At 57.1% G+C, this 17,852-nt stretch carries 20 protein-coding genes; 15 read left to right on the top strand and 5 right to left on the bottom strand.

Annotated elements, in window-relative coordinates; translation table 11 throughout:
* Positions 1-276 carry a hypothetical protein gene (locus tag WBK19_RS15420; RefSeq protein WP_511291240.1) on the bottom strand — a complete coding sequence of 92 codons (276 nt, stop codon included), beginning with the start codon at positions 274-276 and terminating at the stop codon, positions 1-3.
* Complete coding sequence (locus WBK19_RS15415) at positions 273-1,571, bottom strand: motility associated factor glycosyltransferase family protein (RefSeq protein ID WP_511291238.1); 1,299 nt, start codon at positions 1,569-1,571, stop codon at positions 273-275. Before WBK19_RS15415 ends, WBK19_RS15420 begins: the two co-directional genes overlap by 4 nt.
* Before the next feature lie 283 nt (positions 1,572-1,854).
* Here WBK19_RS15415 and WBK19_RS15410 point away from each other — a divergent pair, with 283 nt between their 5' ends.
* The 8 genes from WBK19_RS15410 (at position 1,855) to WBK19_RS15375 (ending at position 7,560) form a co-directional block, all read left to right on the top strand.
* On the top strand, positions 1,855-2,529 hold the full coding sequence (locus tag WBK19_RS15410) for a flagellin (RefSeq protein ID WP_511291236.1): 675 nt from the start codon (positions 1,855-1,857) through the stop codon (positions 2,527-2,529).
* Between the two features lie 77 nt (positions 2,530-2,606).
* Positions 2,607-2,987, top strand: coding sequence for a flagellar protein FlaG (locus WBK19_RS15405; protein WP_511291234.1), 381 nt, complete (start codon positions 2,607-2,609; stop codon positions 2,985-2,987).
* Positions 2,988-3,011: 24 nt separating this feature from the next.
* The gene (gene fliD, locus WBK19_RS15400; protein WP_511291232.1) at positions 3,012-4,364 is read left to right on the top strand and encodes a flagellar filament capping protein FliD; all 1,353 of its coding nucleotides are present in this window, start codon (positions 3,012-3,014) and stop codon (positions 4,362-4,364) included.
* A gap of 68 nt (positions 4,365-4,432) precedes the next feature.
* Positions 4,433-4,843, top strand: a complete 411-nt coding sequence (gene fliS / locus WBK19_RS15395) for a flagellar export chaperone FliS (protein WP_511291230.1) — start codon at positions 4,433-4,435, stop codon at positions 4,841-4,843.
* 16 nt (positions 4,844-4,859) lie between these two features.
* On the top strand, positions 4,860-5,135 hold the full coding sequence (locus WBK19_RS15390; RefSeq protein ID WP_511291229.1) for a hypothetical protein: 276 nt from the start codon (positions 4,860-4,862) through the stop codon (positions 5,133-5,135).
* The gene (fliK, locus tag WBK19_RS15385) at positions 5,132-6,460 is read left to right on the top strand and encodes a flagellar hook-length control protein FliK (RefSeq protein WP_511291227.1); all 1,329 of its coding nucleotides are present in this window, start codon (positions 5,132-5,134) and stop codon (positions 6,458-6,460) included. Before WBK19_RS15390 ends, fliK begins: the two co-directional genes overlap by 4 nt.
* On the top strand, positions 6,441-6,752 hold the full coding sequence (locus WBK19_RS15380) for an EscU/YscU/HrcU family type III secretion system export apparatus switch protein (RefSeq protein ID WP_511291225.1): 312 nt from the start codon (positions 6,441-6,443) through the stop codon (positions 6,750-6,752). Before fliK ends, WBK19_RS15380 begins: the two co-directional genes overlap by 20 nt.
* Positions 6,753-6,762: 10 nt before the next feature.
* Positions 6,763-7,560: a flagellar brake protein gene (locus WBK19_RS15375; protein ID WP_511291223.1), complete on the top strand. Its 798-nt coding sequence runs from the start codon at positions 6,763-6,765 to the stop codon at positions 7,558-7,560.
* A gap of 8 nt (positions 7,561-7,568) precedes the next feature.
* Here the strand turns inward: WBK19_RS15375 and fliE are convergent, their stop codons facing one another.
* The 3 genes from fliE to WBK19_RS15360 are packed head-to-tail and all read right to left on the bottom strand — an operon-like array spanning position 7,569 to position 10,407.
* A complete protein-coding gene (fliE, locus tag WBK19_RS15370; protein ID WP_511291221.1) occupies positions 7,569-7,895 on the bottom strand; it encodes a flagellar hook-basal body complex protein FliE in 327 nt (108 codons plus the stop codon).
* A 48-nt stretch (positions 7,896-7,943) separates the two neighbouring features.
* The gene (locus tag WBK19_RS15365; RefSeq protein ID WP_511291219.1) at positions 7,944-9,293 is read right to left on the bottom strand and encodes a sigma-54-dependent transcriptional regulator; all 1,350 of its coding nucleotides are present in this window, start codon (positions 9,291-9,293) and stop codon (positions 7,944-7,946) included.
* Complete coding sequence (locus WBK19_RS15360) at positions 9,286-10,407, bottom strand: sensor histidine kinase (RefSeq protein WP_511291217.1); 1,122 nt, start codon at positions 10,405-10,407, stop codon at positions 9,286-9,288. The genes WBK19_RS15365 and WBK19_RS15360 overlap by 8 nt, the downstream gene beginning before the upstream one ends.
* A gap of 182 nt (positions 10,408-10,589) precedes the next feature.
* On the opposite strand from WBK19_RS15360, the gene fliF reads away from it, so the two are divergent.
* From fliF to WBK19_RS15325, 7 genes are read left to right on the top strand one after another with little or no spacing between them, the layout of a single operon-like run.
* A complete protein-coding gene (gene fliF / locus WBK19_RS15355) occupies positions 10,590-12,338 on the top strand; it encodes a flagellar basal-body MS-ring/collar protein FliF (protein ID WP_511291215.1) in 1,749 nt (582 codons plus the stop codon).
* Positions 12,328-13,332 carry a flagellar motor switch protein FliG gene (fliG, locus tag WBK19_RS15350; protein WP_511291213.1) on the top strand — a complete coding sequence of 335 codons (1,005 nt, stop codon included), beginning with the start codon at positions 12,328-12,330 and terminating at the stop codon, positions 13,330-13,332. Before fliF ends, fliG begins: the two co-directional genes overlap by 11 nt.
* Positions 13,333-13,338: 6 nt before the next feature.
* On the top strand, positions 13,339-14,061 hold the full coding sequence (locus WBK19_RS15345) for a FliH/SctL family protein (protein ID WP_511291211.1): 723 nt from the start codon (positions 13,339-13,341) through the stop codon (positions 14,059-14,061).
* On the top strand, positions 14,043-15,461 hold the full coding sequence (gene fliI, locus WBK19_RS15340; RefSeq protein ID WP_511291209.1) for a flagellar protein export ATPase FliI: 1,419 nt from the start codon (positions 14,043-14,045) through the stop codon (positions 15,459-15,461). The genes WBK19_RS15345 and fliI overlap by 19 nt, the downstream gene beginning before the upstream one ends.
* A 3-nt stretch (positions 15,462-15,464) precedes the next feature.
* Complete coding sequence (fliJ, locus tag WBK19_RS15335; protein WP_511291207.1) at positions 15,465-15,920, top strand: flagellar export protein FliJ; 456 nt, start codon at positions 15,465-15,467, stop codon at positions 15,918-15,920.
* Positions 15,921-15,978: 58 nt separating this feature from the next.
* Positions 15,979-17,244 carry a flagellar hook-length control protein FliK gene (locus WBK19_RS15330; protein ID WP_511291205.1) on the top strand — a complete coding sequence of 422 codons (1,266 nt, stop codon included), beginning with the start codon at positions 15,979-15,981 and terminating at the stop codon, positions 17,242-17,244.
* A gap of 35 nt (positions 17,245-17,279) precedes the next feature.
* On the top strand, positions 17,280-17,846 hold the full coding sequence (locus WBK19_RS15325) for a flagellar basal body-associated FliL family protein (protein ID WP_511291203.1): 567 nt from the start codon (positions 17,280-17,282) through the stop codon (positions 17,844-17,846).
* Positions 17,847-17,852 lie beyond the last annotated feature (6 nt).

Raw genomic sequence — 17,852 nt, 5'->3', positions numbered from 1 at the left:
CTAAGGCGCGGGCAGTTCCGGACGATGCAGCCAGTCGACCAGTTCGAACTGCAGGTAGTCGGCCACCCCCAGCCAGTCGTCGCGCTTGTGACAGGCGAGCAGGGCCTCGAGGATGACCGCCAGTTCGGCCTGCCGGTCGGCCGAGCCAGCCCCCGACGCGGCGGCAATCTGGCGAACCAGATCAGCCAGCGCATCGCCGGCCTGCATATAGGAACCCAGGCGAAACGCCGCAGCGACACGGCAGGCTTCGCTTTCCCAGTGAGCCACTTGGCTCATTGCACCAGCTCCGGATGATAGTCAGCCCCGGCGATCACCGCGCCGGCCCGGCTGGCATTCAGGAAACGGACCGCCGGATGGGCGGCGATGTAGCGCTCGAGCGTGCATAGGTAGGCGCGCAAGTTGAGCAGGGTGGTGACGCGCTGACCGTAACCATTGAGTACCCATTCGGCAGTCACGTGCTCAGGCGCCAGAATGCCACTCTCCCAGCCGGCATGGGCGCGGTCATCAACAAAGGCGAAATCGGCTCCAAAAAGGACGATCTGCCGCGCTCCCATCCGGACGGCGAGATCGACCGCGATATGCAGGACGCTACCGCCGGCGTATAAGGCCGCCTTGGGAATCTCCTGACGCAGGGTATCGTACAAAGGGGAAGCTGAATAGGCGGCGTAGCGTGGCCCCTGCCAAGCGGCCAGCACCAGGGTGTCGAGCATAGGAAAATAGACGAGAGGCAAACCGGTGGACTGCTCGGGCGGCAAGGTCCGCATTGAAGTCAGATGATCGGCCGAGACAACGAGGTCCGGCCTGATGCCCTGATTGAGCAACGGGACCAGCGCGGTATCGACTGCGATCAGGAAGGGCATCTGTGGCCGCGCCCGGGCAGCCCGCAGGGTTTCGTAATGGCGGGCCAGGGTCGGGCCGGTGGCGATCACCCAGACTTCAGATCCAGGCCGACTGGCGAATAGTTCGCCGACGTCGTGGTCGTTCTCCAGCAAGGGCCGGTTGCTCGCAAAGCGCGTCCGGAGGTGTGCTATGTGGCCGTCGTCATCCAGAAAGCGGCGATTCACGAAGGAAACCATGAGATCGGCGACCAGGCGATCGCGCATCTTGGCATTGGCGTCGCTGGCCAGCACCAGTTCGGGTGGCAGGGCAAAACAGGGGTGACCGATTTCGCCATCATCGCCAGCCAGGGCGAGCTCGACACGGGGGTCGGCGAGCCAGGCGCGCTGATCAATGAGGTGGAGAATGAGGGCAAAGACGGTTTCGTTGAGCAGCCGCACGACCAGGCGCTGCAAGCTCGGCCGCTGCAGGAAGCAGACCGGCAATTCGCCGAGCCCCGGCCCATAAAGATAAATCACCGGAGTATCGGCGGCGACGCTGGCCGCCTGCATGGCCGCCTCGCCCGCCCGGTCGTGGCGACTCGAGAGCTGGATGCCCTTGACAGCCAGGGTCGACTCCTGACCTTCGCGCAAATCGGCTGGCACCGCGGCGATATCCTGGGCCGCCAGCAGTTCGGCCAGGGCCGGCCAGCGTTGGCCGACCACCGCGAGATTGCCTTCGAATATTTCGTTCATAGCTAGTCTTGCTTACTCCCAAAGCGGCCTGACGCAAATATTTCTCAGGCTCCGGCTGAAAAATATCTTAACCGCCTTTGCCCACCAGGACCATTAACGGCCTGCGGGCAGCCGCAGCAAAGGAAAGCGCCCACAGCAAGCCGAATGCAAAAAAACACTAAAGTTTGCGCGGCAGAGGTCGTTAGAGAACTTGTCAGCAAACGAATATCAGTAAAAACGGTGTGACAGAAAGCGCGAAACGCTAGTAAGCGCACCGGACGCACAACTAACCAGGAGAAATATCATGGCATCGACGATCAACACCAACACCTACTCACTCAACGCCCAGACCAACCTGAACAAAAACAACCTTGGATTGCGTAGCGCGCTAGAGCGCCTCTCTTCCGGTCTGCGTGTCAACTCCGCACGTGACGATGCATCAGGCTTGGCCTCCGGCATGAAGATTGAAGCAGCCGCGCGCATCACACAGGTTGAAATGCGTAAGGAAGGTGACAAGATTTCCTCGGCACAAATTGCTGACGGTGCACTAAACGTTGTTGGCGACATCGTGACCCGCATCATGGAATTGAACAAGATGGGTGGGGGCACAACCGAAATCACGGCCCTTGTTACCCAAGCTGGCACCATTCAGACAGAAGCTAACACTGCCATCGCCAAGTTCGGTGGAACGGCTTTCACGGCGGTAACTGTGGCAGCAACGGCAGATGAAACCACACTCACGAGCGTATCAACTCTGCGCACCTCTCAAGGTGCGATCATGAACAACTCCGAGTTCGCCATTCAGTCCAAGCAGGTTAGCTACGAAAATCAGCAAGCAGCCCGAAGCCGCATCATGGATGCTGACTTTGCCGAAGAAACCTCGCGTCTGTCGCGCTTCCAGATTCTTCAGCAGGCAGGTACGGCGATGGTCGCCCAGGCTAACGCTGTCCCGCAAAACGTGCTCACCCTGCTGCGTTAATAGGCTGCTGCCTCAAACTCGCAAAATGTGCGGCGGCTTGTATAAGGCTGCTGCACATTTGTCGTTAGGAGCAGAAAATGAACATCGATTTAATCAGTAGTGTAAATTCGCCACCACGAGCCCCCCTGCCAGAGGTCACCGCGACTTCGGCACGCCAGTCAGGCGTTCAGGCCAAGCGCACTGAGGCTGAAAAATCATCTCAGGCTGTAGAGAGCCCGGAAAAAAAGGCACCGGAGAAACTGGACGTTGAAAAAGCTGTCGAAAAGATTTCAGAGTTTGTCTCATCCAGGCAATCCGAACTCAGTTTTTCGATTGACGACGCATCTGGATCTCAAATTGTTAAGATTATGGATATCCAGACCAAGCAGGTCATTCGGCAATTTCCATCGGAAGAAGCTGTGGCGATCGCTCAGGCACTGGACAAGCTTCAAGGTCTTTTAATAAGAGACAAGGCGTAACAATAAGCGAAGAGGGAAATCACGATGGCAACCACCAGTTCTCTGGGAATCGGCACCGGTGTGGATTTGCAGTCCATGCTGAGCAGCATCATCAACGCCGAGAGAGCGCCGATAAGGACGCTGGACACCAAGATTTCGGCTGCCAACAACAAGATTTCCCTCTACGGCACCCTCAAGTCAAAGCTTGACGCTTTTCGAACCGCGGCAGATACATTGCAATATCCTTCGCGGCTTTCAGCCTTGAGCGCATCGTCCAGCGACACAACGGTGCTTAGTGCAAGCGCCGCCTATACTGCCTCCGTGGGCAGCTATAGCATGGAAGTAACCCAACTGGCAGGTGCACAAAAAAGTTTCACCGCAGCTTACAGTGGAGGAACAACGTTTGCATCGGGCGATCTCAACTTCACAGTCGGTGGCGTTGCCGCCACGACCATCTCCCTGAACAATTCTGCAGGATCCTCCCTGCAGGATGTCAGCACCGCCATCAACAACGCAAAAGTCGGTGTCACTGCAACAGTGATCACGGATTCAGGAGGCAATCAGCGCATGGTATTGACCGGTGACAAATCGGGTGCCGGCAATGATTTTTCACTTACATCGACGCTTACGGCATCTGGAAGCCAAGCATCGTTGGCAAGTTTTGATACGACAACGCTAGGGTTGAACCGAACCGTTGCGCAAAATGCCACTATGAGACTTGATGGCATAGAAGTTACATCGAGTACCAATACCTTTTCCAATGTAGCTGGACTAACGCTGACGGCTGTCAAGGTGGGCACATCGAACGTTAGCGTACAAAACGACAGTACGAAGATTACTACCGCGGTCCAGGCGTTTGTGGACAGCTACAATGCCGTCGTGTCGCTGATAAAAAGCAATAGCAACTACGATACAACGACAAAAACTGCTCAAGCCTTCAATGGAGATGGCACGACCCGCTCCCTCCTCAGCACTTTAGGCAGCGCCAGAACTACCGTGCCAACGGAGCTCAGCAGCTCCACATTGAAAACGCTCTCTGCGCTAGGCGTCAGCATTCAAACAACTGGCCAGTTAAAACTGGACACGACCACGCTAAGCTCTGCAATCGGCACGTCGGCAACGGATGTCGTGAAGGTCCTTAGTGCCTACGGCAAATCTTTCAGCACCGAAGTTACAGCTATGCTGTCCAGTAGCGGGAGCGTGTCAACCCGTGTCAACAGCCTCGATTCAACTGTCAGGCGTTATCAAGACAATCAGGCAGCTTTAGAGATCCGGGTCAGCCTGATCGAGAAACGCTACCGAGCCCAATTTACTGCCCTTGATACGCTGGTTAGCTCAATGCAATCCACAAGCAGTTACCTGACACAGCAACTCGCGGCACTTCAGAACTCAAGCTAACGATAACCCTGCCTCCCCTCATCCTTGCTAAGATTAGACACGTTTTAACAAAATTTGATCGCGAACCAATGTTTTCAAGCCCAATCGCCTCATATCAACAAATCAGCATTGAGTCTGATATTCGCGGGGCAGATCCACATCGACTGATTGTGTTGTTGTTCGATGGTGCCGAAAGCGCTTTGCAGCAAGCACTTGCACGCTTGGCTGCCAATGACGTCAAGGGCAAGTCGGACTCCCTGACGAAAGCCATCGATATTATTCTTAGCGGCCTCTCTGCCAGCCTTGATACAGAGCAAGGTGGCGAATTGGCACAAAACCTCAAGGCACTTTACGATTACATGGTATCGCGTCTTATCCACGCGAATATCCATAAAGATGCCAATGCAATTCGAGAGGTTCAAGGACTACTTGGCGAAATTGCCTCGGCCTGGCGAGAAATAGGAGTAGCAGGGAGGCAAAATCCTGACCAGCACCCCTAGCCAAAAAGATATCCTTTTGCGGCTCATCCTGGGCTTGAAAGCCTTGCTGGATATGGCTGAAAAGGGTGAATGGGAAAAACTTGATATGCAAAATCAAGAGTTGCTGCTAATGATGGAGGCAGTGTGCTCTTCGGATTCCCAATTCCTGATAAAAATTGCCAACCCCGAGCAACTTGAACAAATTTTGCAGTTGCTGCATTCAGCTATCCACCTATGCTCTGCACGCAAGGATCAAATTGCCCCCTTGGTTAATGCGTTCGCCAAGGCAATAGACGCCCCGGCCAAACCATGATCCCGCCGGATGTTGCCAATAGTCTGCGCGCAGTCATACCCGATCAACGTTCGGTAACAAACAGCCAGGCGCAACCGGTCGCCAGTTCCCAACGGATTGCCGATGTACTGAGCAATCTTGTTCCCGGCCAACGCGTCATGGCCGAAATCCAGGCACTGATGCCAAACGGCACCTACCGAGCCATGGTTGGCCAGCGCGATATCACGCTGGCCCTGCCATTTTCAGCAAAGCCCGGCGACACACTTGAACTCGAGGTTACCGAAAGCGACGGCAAGCTGACGCTGGCTTTCGTGGCCAATCGCACTTCAGGCAACAACGCCACAGTTCCACAGGAGTCGGTCAGCACATCGCTGAGCACCGCCGGCAAGGTCATCGGTAACCTGCTGACACCTCTGGAAGGCGAAGGAAAACAGGCTGCGCCGGCCGCGCTGAACCGCAGCCAGCCGCTGGTCGAAGCGATGCCCAAATCCGCTGTTGATCTGGCTCCCGTATTGAAGCAGGCGCTCAGTCAGAGCGGCATGTTCTATGAAGCACATCAGGCGCGTTGGGTTAACGGACAACTGCCCACAGCAGCACTACTACAGGAACCGCAAGGAAAACTCTCCCCGGCCCCCTTGAATGCGCCTGAATTTATCAATCGCAGCTCAAATTTTCCAGCAGGAACCAGCTTTGCAGAGGATATCTCCCTGGCTCCACAGCTTAGGCCCTCAGTCGCCGCAACGCAGGCATCAGCAGCGCCTTTGCCCGATGCCGAGGTTTTGACGCAGTTGCCCCCCAGAGAACTAAATGACAAAACGCCAGGGCTCCATCCGAATTTCACGGTCAACCGGAATTTTGGCGAGAAAACTGAAGGTTTGTCGTTGAATCAAAGCGCCGCAAATACGGCGCCCACGCCACAAGCCGCAGTCTCGACTAGTACCTCAACAATTCCGAACGAAAATCCGGTGCCGCGCGAATTGGTCCCGCTGGTTCAACAACAGTTAAATGGCCTGGCGACACAAAATTTCGTCTGGCAAGGTCAAGTCTGGCCCGGGCAGCCGATGTGGTGGGAAATTACCGGCGATCCGGAATCGAAGTCGTCACAGGATACCGAACATGCCAGCCAGTGGCAGACCCGCCTCAAACTGGATCTGCCCGCCCTCGGCAGCATAGATGTCACACTTCGACTCGGCGCTGGCGGCGCGTTGGCTGTTTCAGTCAGTGCAGAAAATCCGGCCAGTGAGGTGACGCTACGCAACAGCGCGCAGTCCCTTCGTGAGCAACTGGAGGCAGCGGGCCTGAAGCTAACCCAACTACACTTGGACCATGGCCAAGCCAGGGAGTGACGCTACCCGCGAGGCAGTCGCTCTGGCCTACAGCCAGACCGATGCCGCACCGCGCGTTGTCGCCAAAGGCAAGGGGCTGATCGCCGAGCAAATCATCGCCCGCGCCAAGGAGCACGGCATTTACGTCCATGAATCGCCGGAGCTCGTCGCCTTGCTAACCCAGGTGGATATTGACGAGCGCATCCCACCCCAGTTATACATGGCGGTAGCTGAACTTCTGGCGTGGCTTTACCGTCTTGAACACGGCAGCCCCGCCACGCAGATCGGCCTGTCCGCTCAACCTCCACCATAATTCAGGCTTCATGACCCTCGCCCAGAACGAAGTTTCGGTTCCAGTATTTGAAATCGACCAGCCCACCACCTACGGCAAGTATCTCCTCCACAACCGCGCTGAAATCTTTGTTCATTTGCGCGCCCTGCTCAAGCATCACACCCTGATCACGGTCTATCTGGACGAGGGCAAGGAATTCTTTCTGTCGACCCTGCTGTCGATCAACGAAAGCACCAACCAGCTGGTGCTCGACGGATCAAACCACTCAGCAAGTAACGATGCCGCACTGAAGGCCGCGACGATCACGCTATCGGCGCCACTGGAACGGATCAAAATCCAGATTCGCCTGCCCGGCCTTTTGATGGCGACAGTTGATGGCAAAAAAGCATTGGTCGCCCAGCTCCCGGCATCAATCCTGCGTTTGCAGCGACGCGAGTTTTTTCGTGTCGAATCGCCTCATCACACCACGCCCCTGCGTTGCAAACTTGCCGTCCCAAATCCAACTGGCGGCCACTCAGTCGTCGATTACCCGCTCTTTGACCTGAGTGGCGGAGGACTTAGCTTGCTGGGTCCGGTCGACGATGCTGAACTATTTTCGCTAGGGGCGTTGTTTCACGATTGCCGCCTGGAAATCCCCGGCGAAAGCGTGCTTTCGGTCAATCTTCGGGTCTGTGAAGTCCTGAAAATCGAGATGATCGACGGCCAACAACAATTGCGTCTGGGCTGCGAATTTGTCAGCCTGCCGGGAACCCGGCTGGCCTTTATCGAGCGCTATATCACGCGGCTGGAACGCGAACGCAAGGCGCTCCGATCAGAGCTGGAATACTAAACTTCGGCTTAAACCTGAATGTTCATCACGTCCTGATAGGCCGAGACCAGTTTGTTGCGCACCTGAACCATTTCCTGGAAGGAAACGCTGGCCGTCTGCAGCGCGATCATCACCTCATGAAGATTCTGGGTGGTATCGCCAGCGGCAAGTTTTTCCGCCATCACGTCAGCCTGCTGTTGGGTCTGGTTGACCTTGTCGATAGATGACTTCAGCACCTGCGCAAAATCCACCCCACCAGCCGCCCCGCCAGCCGCGCTCTCAGCCGGTTTGCCGGATGCCTGCGCAGCGGTAGACCGCAGCACGCTCAACATTTGTTCAATACCTTGGGTGTCCATAACCAGCTCCTAGAATCTGCCTCAATACAAGCAATAGTCAGGCCAATATCAGTCCTTGAAAAACCCTTCGTCCCGGTACTGCTGCAACTTATAGCGCAATGTCCGTTCTGAAATTCCCAAGCGCTCGATAGCCAGCTTTCTTGAGCCATCGACTTCTGCCAAGGTCCGGAGGATATGTTCGCGCTCCAGATCCTTCATATTATCAACTCTTTTGTCCGCTTCAGGCACCGGGCTTTCAGTCACAACCTTCGTCATAACTCCAGCCGGCGCAGGCGCCAACCGCAGATGCTCGACACAAATCTCCGGCCCGGTCGACAAAATAAGGGCGCGCTGAATCACGTTTTCAAGTTCCCGGACATTGCCAGGCCAGGCATGTTGCACCAGAGCCTGCTCAGCCGAAGCGCCAAAGCTGACGCCGCTTCGAGCAAAGCGACCACCATGCTCGACCAGAAAATAGCGGGCGATCGGCACGATATCGAGCGGCCGCTCGCGTAGCGGGGGAATGACCACCGGAAATACGTTGAGGCGGTAATAAAGATCCTCGCGAAAAACCCCTTTTGCCACCGCCTCAGCCATATCGCGGTTGGACGTCGCAACGATACGGATATTCAGCGACACCGGTTTTTTGCCTCCCACCCGCTCGACCTCGCGCTCCTGCAAAACGCGGAGCAACTTGGCCTGGAGGCCCATCGGCATCTCGGTGACTTCATCAAGCAGCAGCGTACCATCCTGTGCCTGCTCGAACTTTCCGGCCTGCGCCTGCTGGGCGCCGGTAAAGGCCCCTTTCTCGTAGCCAAACAAAGTCGCCTCGAGCAAACTATCCGGAATCGCCGCACAATTGATCGCCACGAACGGTCCATTCCGACGCGCCGACTGTCGATGAATAAAGCGAGCGATCACTTCCTTGCCAACCCCCGATTCTCCAGTAAGGAGAACCGTCGCATCGGTCTGTGCCACGCGCTGGGCGATGGCAAACAATTCACGGCTGGCCGGATCAATGGCAACAACACCAGCACCGTCATCGGTTCCCGGCAATTCATACTTATTGATGTGGGCGAGCAAGGCCTTCGGCTCGAAAGGCTTGAGAAGGAAGTCGCAAGCCCCCGAGCGCATGGCATCGACCGCCTTATCCACCTCGGCATACGCCGTCATCAAAACCACCGGCAGATGCGGCAGGTGCGCCCGAATTTCCTTTAACAGCGTAATGCCATCCATCGGCATCATGCGAACATCGCTGACGACAATCGAGAAAGCCTGCTCAGCCAGCACCTTCAAAGCAGCTTCGCCGCCATCGACTGCCACATAAGGCCGCCCGGCAAGCTCCAGGGTGTCGCCAATCGCCTCACGCAGGCTGGGATCATCTTCGACGACAAGAATAGGCAAACTATTTTCAGCCATGGTGTTCAGATTCGCTCTCTACCGGAGCAACCGGCAAGGTAATGACAAACTCGGCGCCGTCGCCAGGCTCGGAAAACAGCTCGATCGCACCGCCATGCGCCCGCGCCACGCCAAGCGCAATGGCCAGTCCCAAACCAGTCCCCTGCCCCTTGGTAGTGAAGAAAGGCTCAAAAATGCGGGCCTGCATTTCACGCGAGATACCCGGTCCGCTATCGCGCACGCCAACCGCCACAAGATCGCCGCGACAATTGCCGGACAGGCAAATTTTGCCGCCCCTCGTCGTCGCCTGCATGGCATTTTCCAGCAAATTGACGAGAGCCCCAAACAAGGCTTTGCGACTGCCGACGATCACCGCTCCTGCACAAGCGTCATCCAACACAAATTCGAGACCGTGTTCGCCCATCAGCGGCTCGACCGTTTGCGCCGCCTCCGCCAGCAGATCGGCTACCGGGATGACATCCCGTCCGATGCTCTCACCCCGTGCGAAGAGAAGAACATCCTGAATCAGGCGCTCCAGACGACGCAACTGTCCGCTTGCCTTCTCCGAAAATCGGGCTCGCGCCTCATCCGAAACACCGGCCTGGCCGAGGTTGGAGGTGTATAGCAGAGCCGCAGCCAGCGGCGTACGCAGTTGATGCGCTAACGAAGCTGCCATTTCACCCATGGCCGCCAGGCGCTGGTTGCGCTCCAGCTCAGTTTTCATATGGTGAGCGGCGGTTACATCATGGATGAGAAGAATTTTCCCACCGGCGGAAGGCAGCGAACTCTCTCCGATCGACAACCGGCTATCGCCGTGCAACCACTCGCCAATAGCCATTGTTGGCTCCAGGCTGGCACGCGCCACATCCCCCCAATGCTGCCCAACCATGTCCGCCCCGAAAATTGCCATGGCAGCCGGGTTGACCGCGACAACGATGGCCGCGGAATCAAGCAGCACGACACCGGCCGGCAAAGCATCGAGCAAGGACGATAGGCGCTCGGAAAGCGCTTCTTTTTCCTGATATTGCCGACGCAATTCACCGTTGGCGATCGCCAGTTCCTCTGTCAGTGAGGCGGCGCGAACCTGCAGCGCTTCATAGGCCTGGGTCAGCTCGGCCGAAACCTGATTGAACATGGCAAATGCCCGTTGCAATTCGGCGGTCTTGGTGTCTGTGTCTGGTATCAAGAGATTGATCTGTACGGCAACATCGAAAAAGAAAGGGTGAATTCAGCTCGGGTAATAGTAGAATATTTCTAGGATAATTTGGCTTCTCGATTGATTCTTCTTCTGTTTCACCGTAATTTGACCGGCTATTGATGGCAGCAACAACTGAGACGACAGCAGGAAATGCACCAGCAGGAAATCCGCTGGAACGTCTGCGCGACGCCTTCGACCGGCTCGGCAGTCAGCAGAAGCTTGTCTTCATGGTGGCAACGGCCGCAATGATCGCCATCATCGTCGGCGCAATCCTCTGGAGTCGGCAGCCCGACTGGAAAACTCTGTTCTCCAATCTCAACGAGAAGGATGGCGGGACTATCGTCACCGTTCTCGAGCAGCAAAATATTCCCCACCGCTACAGCGATAACGGCGCATTGCAGGTCCCTGCCGACCGAGTCCATGACATTCGCCTCAAACTGGCCTCACAGGGGTTACCGCGCGGCGGCATGGTGGGTTTCGAATTGATGGAAAACCAGAAATTCGGCATCAGCCAGTTTGCCGAACAGGTCAATTATCAGCGCGGACTGGAAGGCGAACTGGCCCGTACCATCCAGTCAATTGCCGCGGTGCAGTCGGCACGGGTCCACCTGGCCATTCCCAAACCCTCGGTTTTCGTCCGCGAAGAACAAAAGCCGACAGCCTCGGTCATGCTCAACGTCTATCCCGGCCGCTCGTTGGATGGTGCGCAGATCGCCGGTATTACGCATCTGGTTTCGTCCAGCGTACCGCAATTGCCGGCCACCAACGTCACGGTAATCGACCAGACTGGCGCTCTGCTCTCGCAACTAAAAAACAAGCTGACGGAGGCCGGCCTGGACGCCACTCAGGTCAAATATGTTCGGGATATCGAAGGCAGCATCATCAAACGCATTGAGGACATCCTCAAACCGTTGCTGGGCGGCGAAAACTTCAAGGTTCAGGTGGCTGCCGACATCGACTTTTCGCAAAGCGAGCAAACGGCTGAAAGCTACCGCCCCAACAATACGCCGGAAACCACCGCCATCCGCAGTCGGCAGACCAATGAGTCAGCCAGCGTGAACCAATCGGCCGGCGGCGTCCCGGGTGCATTGACCAATCAGCCGCCAGTGCCGGCTACCGCGCCGCTGACCCAACCGCCAACCGGCACTTCCCCCGGTCAACCGGGAAAAACGGCCGAAATTCAAGGCAAGCTCGACGCCGCCGGCGTCACGGCGCCGCTCAATGGCGTCGGCCAACCGATCAATACGAGCAAGGCCGCAACGGTCAATTTTGAAGTCGACAAGACGATCCGCCACACCAAGCAAGGCATGGGCGACATCCGGCGCCTGTCTGCTGCCGTTGTCATCAATCATCGCAAGGACATCGACAAGAACGGCCAGCCGGTCAACAAGCCGATTCCCGAGCCGGAAATGAAACAGATCAACGAGCTGGTCCGCGAGGCGATGGGCTTCAACAAGGAACGCGGCGACTCAATCTCGGTGGCCAATGCGCCCTTCACCACCGGTGAAAAGATCGATAGCTCGATACCGCTCTGGAAGGACCCGGAAACCATCTCCTATGCCAAGGATATCTTCAAGTATCTGTTGATTGCCCTGATAGTTGCCTTCCTCTTCCTGAAGATTATCCAGCCCTCGCTGAAAACCATGTTCCCGTCAGCTGCCGAGCGCCGGGCCGCATCAACCGCCGAGGGCGTCGCCGGCGCCGCAGCGCATGTCAAGATTGCTGGAATCGATGGCGAACCGGGCGAGGACCACGTGCGGATCGACCTCTACGCTGCCAAGGTACAAAAGGCGCGCGACATAGCCGGAGCGGATCCAAAGGCAGTCGCCAACATCATCAAGGACTGGATGGGCGCCAATGCCTCTTAACGCTGAAGATGGACTGGAAAGGAGCGCGACCTTGCTGATCGCGCTCGGCGAAGACCATGCAGCCGAGGTGCTCAAGCACCTTGGACCTCGCGAGGTCCAAAAACTCGGGCACGCCATGGCGGCACTCAAGAGTGTGCCGCGAACAACAGTCGAGAGCGTACTGGACGAGTTCCACAAGAATGCCGAAGAACACGCTGCCGTGCACGTCGACACCGACAGCTACATTCGCTCCGTGCTGACCAAGGCGCTGGGTGACGACAAGGCATCGAACCTCATTTCGCGCATTCTCCAAGGTGGCGAGACATCGGGCATCGAGGGCTTGAAATGGATGGACGCGACAACCGTCGCTGATTTGATCAAGAATGAGCACCCTCAGATCATCGCGACGATTCTGGTCCATCTGGAACACGACCACTCCAGCGAGATTCTCAATCACTTCACGGAGCGCCTGCGCAACGACGTCGTTTTGCGCATCGCCACGCTCGAAGGAATTCAGCCATCCGCATTGCGCGAGCTGAACGAAGCGATGATGCGTATCCTGTCCGGCTCGACCAGTGTGAAGCGGACGGCGATGGGCGGCATTCGCACCGTTGCCGAAATACTCAATTTCATCGGCACCGCCAACGAAACCTCGGTCGTCGATGCGATCCGCGAGTACGACCCTGACCTGGCCCAGAAGATTCTCGACGAAATGTTTGTTTTCGAAAACCTGATGGAAATCGACGATCGTTCCATCCAGCTCATTTTGCGTGAAGTTCAGTCCGACTCCCTAATCCTCGCGCTCAAGGGGGCATCCCCCGATCTCCGCGAGAAGATTTTCAAGAACATGTCGCAGCGGGCCGCAGAAATGCTGCGCGAAGACCTCGAGTCGAAGGGGCCTGTACGGCTATCCGAAGTCGAAGGGGAGCAGAAGGAAATCCTCAAGGTGGTACGTCGCCTGGCAGACGAGGGACAAATCGTCCTCGGTGGTGCTGGCGGCGAACAAATGGTCTAACTCAAGATGGCAGGCGTCATTCCCAAGGACAAGCTCGCGGGCTACCAGCGCTGGAACATCGGCTCGCTCGATGCAAAACCGGTGTCGCATCATACCCAGTCGCCAATCGACACGACCAGCCCCGCCCCCGCAGCTGCATCCTCCGCCGCTCCCAGCCAACCCGAAGGGCATGCCACGCAGAGCCTGACGAACGCCGAAGATGTTCAACGCATCCACGACGAAGCTCGCGCCACTGGCTACAGCCTCGGCTACCGCGAAGGACTTGAATCCGGTCAGCAGGCAATGGCGACAACCGTGGCCGAAACAACGGCACAATTTGCCGAGCTTCTTGGCAACCTGCAGATATCACTGGCTCATCTCGACCAACACGTCGCCGAACAAATACTCAGCCTCGCCCTTGAAGCGGCGGCACAAGTGCTTCGCGGCGCGATCAACACGCGCCCCGAACTGCTTTTGCCTGTCATTCGCGAGGCACTCGCTGCACTGCCGCTGCATCATGCCCATGTCGTTCTCCGACTGAATCCGGCCGACGCCACGGTGATTCGCGAACAGATCGGCGAACAACTCTCCCAAACCGGCGCCCAGATCATTGACGATCCTGAGATTTCGCCGGGAGGATGCATGCTTGTTGCCGGAGCAAGCGAGGTCGATGCCACCATCGAAACACGCTGGAAGCGTGTACTTGAGTCTATCGGTGTCACTCCTTCGGAATGGATGAACCGACCTTGATCGCGCTCCCCGACCACGTCGGGCGCTGGCAGCGTTTTCTCGAAGGCTGCGAGTTGTCTGCCGCTTCTGCCCAGCCTCTCTGGCCGGCGGGCCGTTTGACAAGGATAAACGGCCTCGTCATGGAGGCGTCGGGGCTGAAACTGCCGCTTGGCAGTTCATGCCATATTTTCCCGGCCAGCGGCGCGCCGGTCGAGGCCGAAGTGGTCGGTTTCGCCGGAGAAAAGCTCTATCTGATGCCCTCCGATGATGTCTTCGGACTAGCCCCGGGCGCTCGTGTCATCGCCTGCGATATCCCCAACCCGGCGCCCCGGGTCGACTTTCCTGTCAAGCACAAACGCCGGGCCATCGATCGTGCAAAACAGGGCCCGGTTGGCGACGAATTGCTTGGCCGGGTTCTCGACGGCGTTGGTCGCCCTCTCGATAGCAAGGGCCCGCTCAGATCAAACCTGACCCGCCCCCTGCAAAGCCGCCCGATCAATCCGATGACCCGGGCAGCGATCGAACACCCACTCGACGTCGGCATTCGTTCCATCAACGCATTGCTGACTGTTGGCCGAGGTCAGCGCATGGGGCTTTTCGCCGGGTCTGGCGTGGGCAAGTCAGTACTCCTCGGCATGATGGCTCGCTATACCGAGGCCGAAGTGATTGTTGTCGGACTTATCGGCGAACGCGGCCGGGAAGTGAAGGAGTTCATCGAGCAGATCCTTGGTGAAGAAGGCATGCGTCGGGCCGTGGTCGTCGCCGCACCGGCCGATACCGGACCGCTGATGCGACTGCAGGGCGCAGCATATGCAACGACCATCGCAGAGTATTTCCGTGACCAGGGAAAACAGGTTCTGCTCATCATGGACTCTCTGACCCGTTATGCCATGGCGCAACGGGAGATTGCCCTGGCCATTGGCGAACCGCCTGCAACCCGAGGCTATCCACCCTCGGTATTTGCCCGTTTGCCACAACTCGTCGAGCGGGCAGGTAATGGCCCGGAAGGTGGCGGCTCGATGACAGCCTTCTACACCGTTCTGGCCGAAGGCGATGACCAGCAGGATCCGATTGCCGATTCGGCTCGAGCCATTCTCGACGGTCACATCGTATTGTCCAGAACGCTGGCCGATGCAGGGCATTACCCGGCCATCGACATTGAGCAGTCGATCAGCCGCGCCATGGTCAATTTGATCGAACCAACACAACTCGATCAGATTCGTCGTTTCAAGGTGCTTTTCGCCCGCTACCAGCGCTCGCGCGACCTGATTTCGGTTGGCGCCTATTCGCCGGGCTCTGACCCGGTGCTGGATCAGGCAATAAACTTATATCCGCGGATGGAAGCCTTTCTTCAGCAGCAACTGACAGAGCAAGCCGATTTTACGAGCAGTGTCAGCGCCCTTTCCGCACTGTTCCCTTAAGCCATGGCAAACAAGTTCTCGTTGCAGCCCTTGCTGGAACTGATGCAAACCCGCTCAGACGAAGCCACGCGCCAACTTGGCCAGTTGATCGCCGCCGAGCAAAGTGCCCGCAGCCGCCTTCAGATGCTTGAAGATTATCGCGCTGACTACGCGATCAAATTGCGCGAGGCCTGCATGCAAGGGCTTACACCCATGGCACTCAGGAACTATCAGGACTTCCTCGCCCGCATCGATGAGGCAATCGGCCAGCAAACATTGGCCGTTCGCCATTCTGAGCAGAATACGGCGAGCGGTCAGGAACACTGGAAAGAACAGAACAAGCGCCTGAAAGCCATTGACACCCTCTCGCATCGACACGACGTGCGAGAAAAAGTGCTCGACAACAAGCAGCAGCAGAAAATCCAGGAAGAGCACTCGGCCCGCAAATACGCCGTACGCAACGAAGAAGAATCGGACTGATATCAGGCACATGCTTTGCTTACCTTGATAGCATCTCCATGCACCTCAAGGTCTGATCATGAGTATTCCGGCAATTTCCAGTTCGATCGCAGCCATCGGCGGAAAAACGGCCTTGCCCGGTCAGGGAGAAATACTCGCAGAGAACAGCTTGCCGCTGGACTTTGCAGCCCTTCTTGCCGCGCAGACTCCTTCGTCAGGGCAGCCCCCCCCGGCACTACTTGCAGGCGAGAGCGTCCTGGCAGGCCAACAGTCGGATACTGAACTGCTGAGAGAGATCATTGCCCAGACGAGCATGTCCATGGACAAACCCATGCTCCCAGTTGATGACAGGCCATTGCCGAGCACCACGGTCATTGATGGAAGTGCCGAGAATGTGCTGGCAGCACTATCCGCGAACCCCAACCTGCCTGCAACAACCATCACCGAGCCAGATCACAAGATAGAAGACAGCGAAAAAGAGCGAAAACTTGCAGCCAACTCCGACTCCATTCCGATGGACCCGGGCTTGGCAGCCCAGTACGTTGTACCCATGGCCACTCCGCCGGTTCAAAATCGCCCCCCTGAGAGTGTAAACCGCAACAAGCCAGACACTGCCCCTCATATGGCCAAGGCAGACGGCGTTGATTCCGCCGACAAGGATGGACGCCCGGCCTTGTCGGAACAGCGGAGCGCACTCCTTTCCGGCAACACACAGACTGCAACACCACCCGCTACACCAGCTGCCCAAAATACCGAATCGCGGATTCCACCACGTTCGGACACCGGGAATGCGGCAATTCTTGCCGGCGACTCGAATCCCGGCAACAGCGGCTCGACCCCAGCCTTCGCAACAGCACTGGCCGCGACCGGAGCGGCGAATGGCACAGCTGCGCCAACACCCCCGCCGACCATCACCAGCACCATCAATTCACCAACCTGGACTCAGGATTTTGGCTCCCGTGTCGTCTGGCTGGCAAAAAATGACCAGCAGGTTGCTCAGATCAACATCAACCCGCCGCAACTGGGCCCGATCCAAATCACCCTCTCGATCAACGGCGACCAGACCAGCGCCGCATTCGCCTCACCACATCCAGAAGTCCGCCAAGCCATTCAAGACTCCCTGCCCCAACTGCGTGAAATGTTCGCGAATGCCGGCATCAGCCTCGGCCAAGCCAATGTTGGCAGCCAATTGCCTTCGCAGAACCGCGAAACTCCTTTTCAGTTTGGCAATGAAGCCCGCTCTACCGGGGAAAACGCTATACTTTCGCCCGATAGTCACGCAAGCTCCAACCCGGCCGGAATACCAATTCAGCGGGGACGCGGTTTGGTAGACCTGTTCGCATAACCGGATCGTCATGATCGAGTAAAGAGGGAGAGACAATGGCCAAGGATGCCAAGCCAGCCGAAGAAGGGGCAGAAGCCCCTCCGAAAAAAAGCAAAAAACTGTTGATCATCATCCTTGCCGTCGTTCTTCTAGTGGTGCTGGGGGGAGGCGCTGCCTTCATGTTGCTCAAGAAGGGCGACCACGCCGAGGACGATGAGGAAACCGCTGAAGAAACGGCCAAGCCCGCCAAAAAGAAAGACAAGAAAAAAGACAAGGAAGCACATCCGGTCTTTATCAATCTCGATGCATTTACCGTCAATCTGGTCCCCGAAACCGGCGATCAGTATCTGCAGGTGGCACTCTCGCTTGAAGTCGAAGACGCGACGGCCGAGCCGGACATCAAAACCAAGATGCCAAAGATTCGCAATAATCTGACACTCTTGCTGTCGTCGAAAAAAGCCTCCGAACTGCTGCCCAAGGAAGGCAAGGAAAAACTGGCGGAAGCCCTCAAAGACGAGATCAATTCCGTCATTGAGCCCCCGGTCAAGAACAAGAAAGGTGTAACTGAAGCCGCAGAGGGTCCGGTCAAGGCCGTCCTGTTCACCTCATTTATTATTCAGTAAGGATCC

The organism is Azonexus sp. (assembly GCF_049652925.1).
Taxonomy (GTDB): Bacteria; Pseudomonadota; Gammaproteobacteria; order Burkholderiales; family Rhodocyclaceae; genus Azonexus.
The sequence above is the reverse complement of the archived record's forward strand: the minus strand, read 5'-3'. Positions and strand labels throughout refer to the sequence as shown.

Bases quoted from the DNA above. Each gene is read 5' to 3' on its own strand.
- WBK19_RS15375 (WP_511291223.1), top strand. From the start codon at position 6,763: ATGACCCTCGCCCAGAACGAAGTTTCGGTTCCAGTATTTGAAATCGAC.
- fliI (WP_511291209.1), top strand. From the start codon at position 14,043: ATGGATGAACCGACCTTGATCGCGCTCCCCGACCACGTCGGGCGCTGG.
- WBK19_RS15365 (WP_511291219.1), bottom strand. From the start codon at position 9,293: ATGGCTGAAAATAGTTTGCCTATTCTTGTCGTCGAAGATGATCCCAGC.
- fliK (WP_511291227.1), top strand. From the start codon at position 5,132: ATGATCCCGCCGGATGTTGCCAATAGTCTGCGCGCAGTCATACCCGAT.
- WBK19_RS15330 (WP_511291205.1), top strand. From the start codon at position 15,979: ATGAGTATTCCGGCAATTTCCAGTTCGATCGCAGCCATCGGCGGAAAA.
- WBK19_RS15410 (WP_511291236.1), top strand. From the start codon at position 1,855: ATGGCATCGACGATCAACACCAACACCTACTCACTCAACGCCCAGACC.
- fliS (WP_511291230.1), top strand. From the start codon at position 4,433: ATGTTTTCAAGCCCAATCGCCTCATATCAACAAATCAGCATTGAGTCT.
- WBK19_RS15380 (WP_511291225.1), top strand. From the start codon at position 6,441: ATGGCCAAGCCAGGGAGTGACGCTACCCGCGAGGCAGTCGCTCTGGCC.
- fliG (WP_511291213.1), top strand. From the start codon at position 12,328: ATGCCTCTTAACGCTGAAGATGGACTGGAAAGGAGCGCGACCTTGCTG.
- fliJ (WP_511291207.1), top strand. From the start codon at position 15,465: ATGGCAAACAAGTTCTCGTTGCAGCCCTTGCTGGAACTGATGCAAACC.
- WBK19_RS15405 (WP_511291234.1), top strand. From the start codon at position 2,607: ATGAACATCGATTTAATCAGTAGTGTAAATTCGCCACCACGAGCCCCC.
- fliD (WP_511291232.1), top strand. From the start codon at position 3,012: ATGGCAACCACCAGTTCTCTGGGAATCGGCACCGGTGTGGATTTGCAG.
- fliF (WP_511291215.1), top strand. From the start codon at position 10,590: ATGGCAGCAACAACTGAGACGACAGCAGGAAATGCACCAGCAGGAAAT.
- WBK19_RS15360 (WP_511291217.1), bottom strand. From the start codon at position 10,407: ATGTTCAATCAGGTTTCGGCCGAGCTGACCCAGGCCTATGAAGCGCTG.
- WBK19_RS15325 (WP_511291203.1), top strand. From the start codon at position 17,280: ATGGCCAAGGATGCCAAGCCAGCCGAAGAAGGGGCAGAAGCCCCTCCG.
- WBK19_RS15420 (WP_511291240.1), bottom strand. From the start codon at position 276: ATGAGCCAAGTGGCTCACTGGGAAAGCGAAGCCTGCCGTGTCGCTGCG.
- fliE (WP_511291221.1), bottom strand. From the start codon at position 7,895: ATGGACACCCAAGGTATTGAACAAATGTTGAGCGTGCTGCGGTCTACC.
- WBK19_RS15345 (WP_511291211.1), top strand. From the start codon at position 13,339: ATGGCAGGCGTCATTCCCAAGGACAAGCTCGCGGGCTACCAGCGCTGG.
- WBK19_RS15415 (WP_511291238.1), bottom strand. From the start codon at position 1,571: ATGAACGAAATATTCGAAGGCAATCTCGCGGTGGTCGGCCAACGCTGG.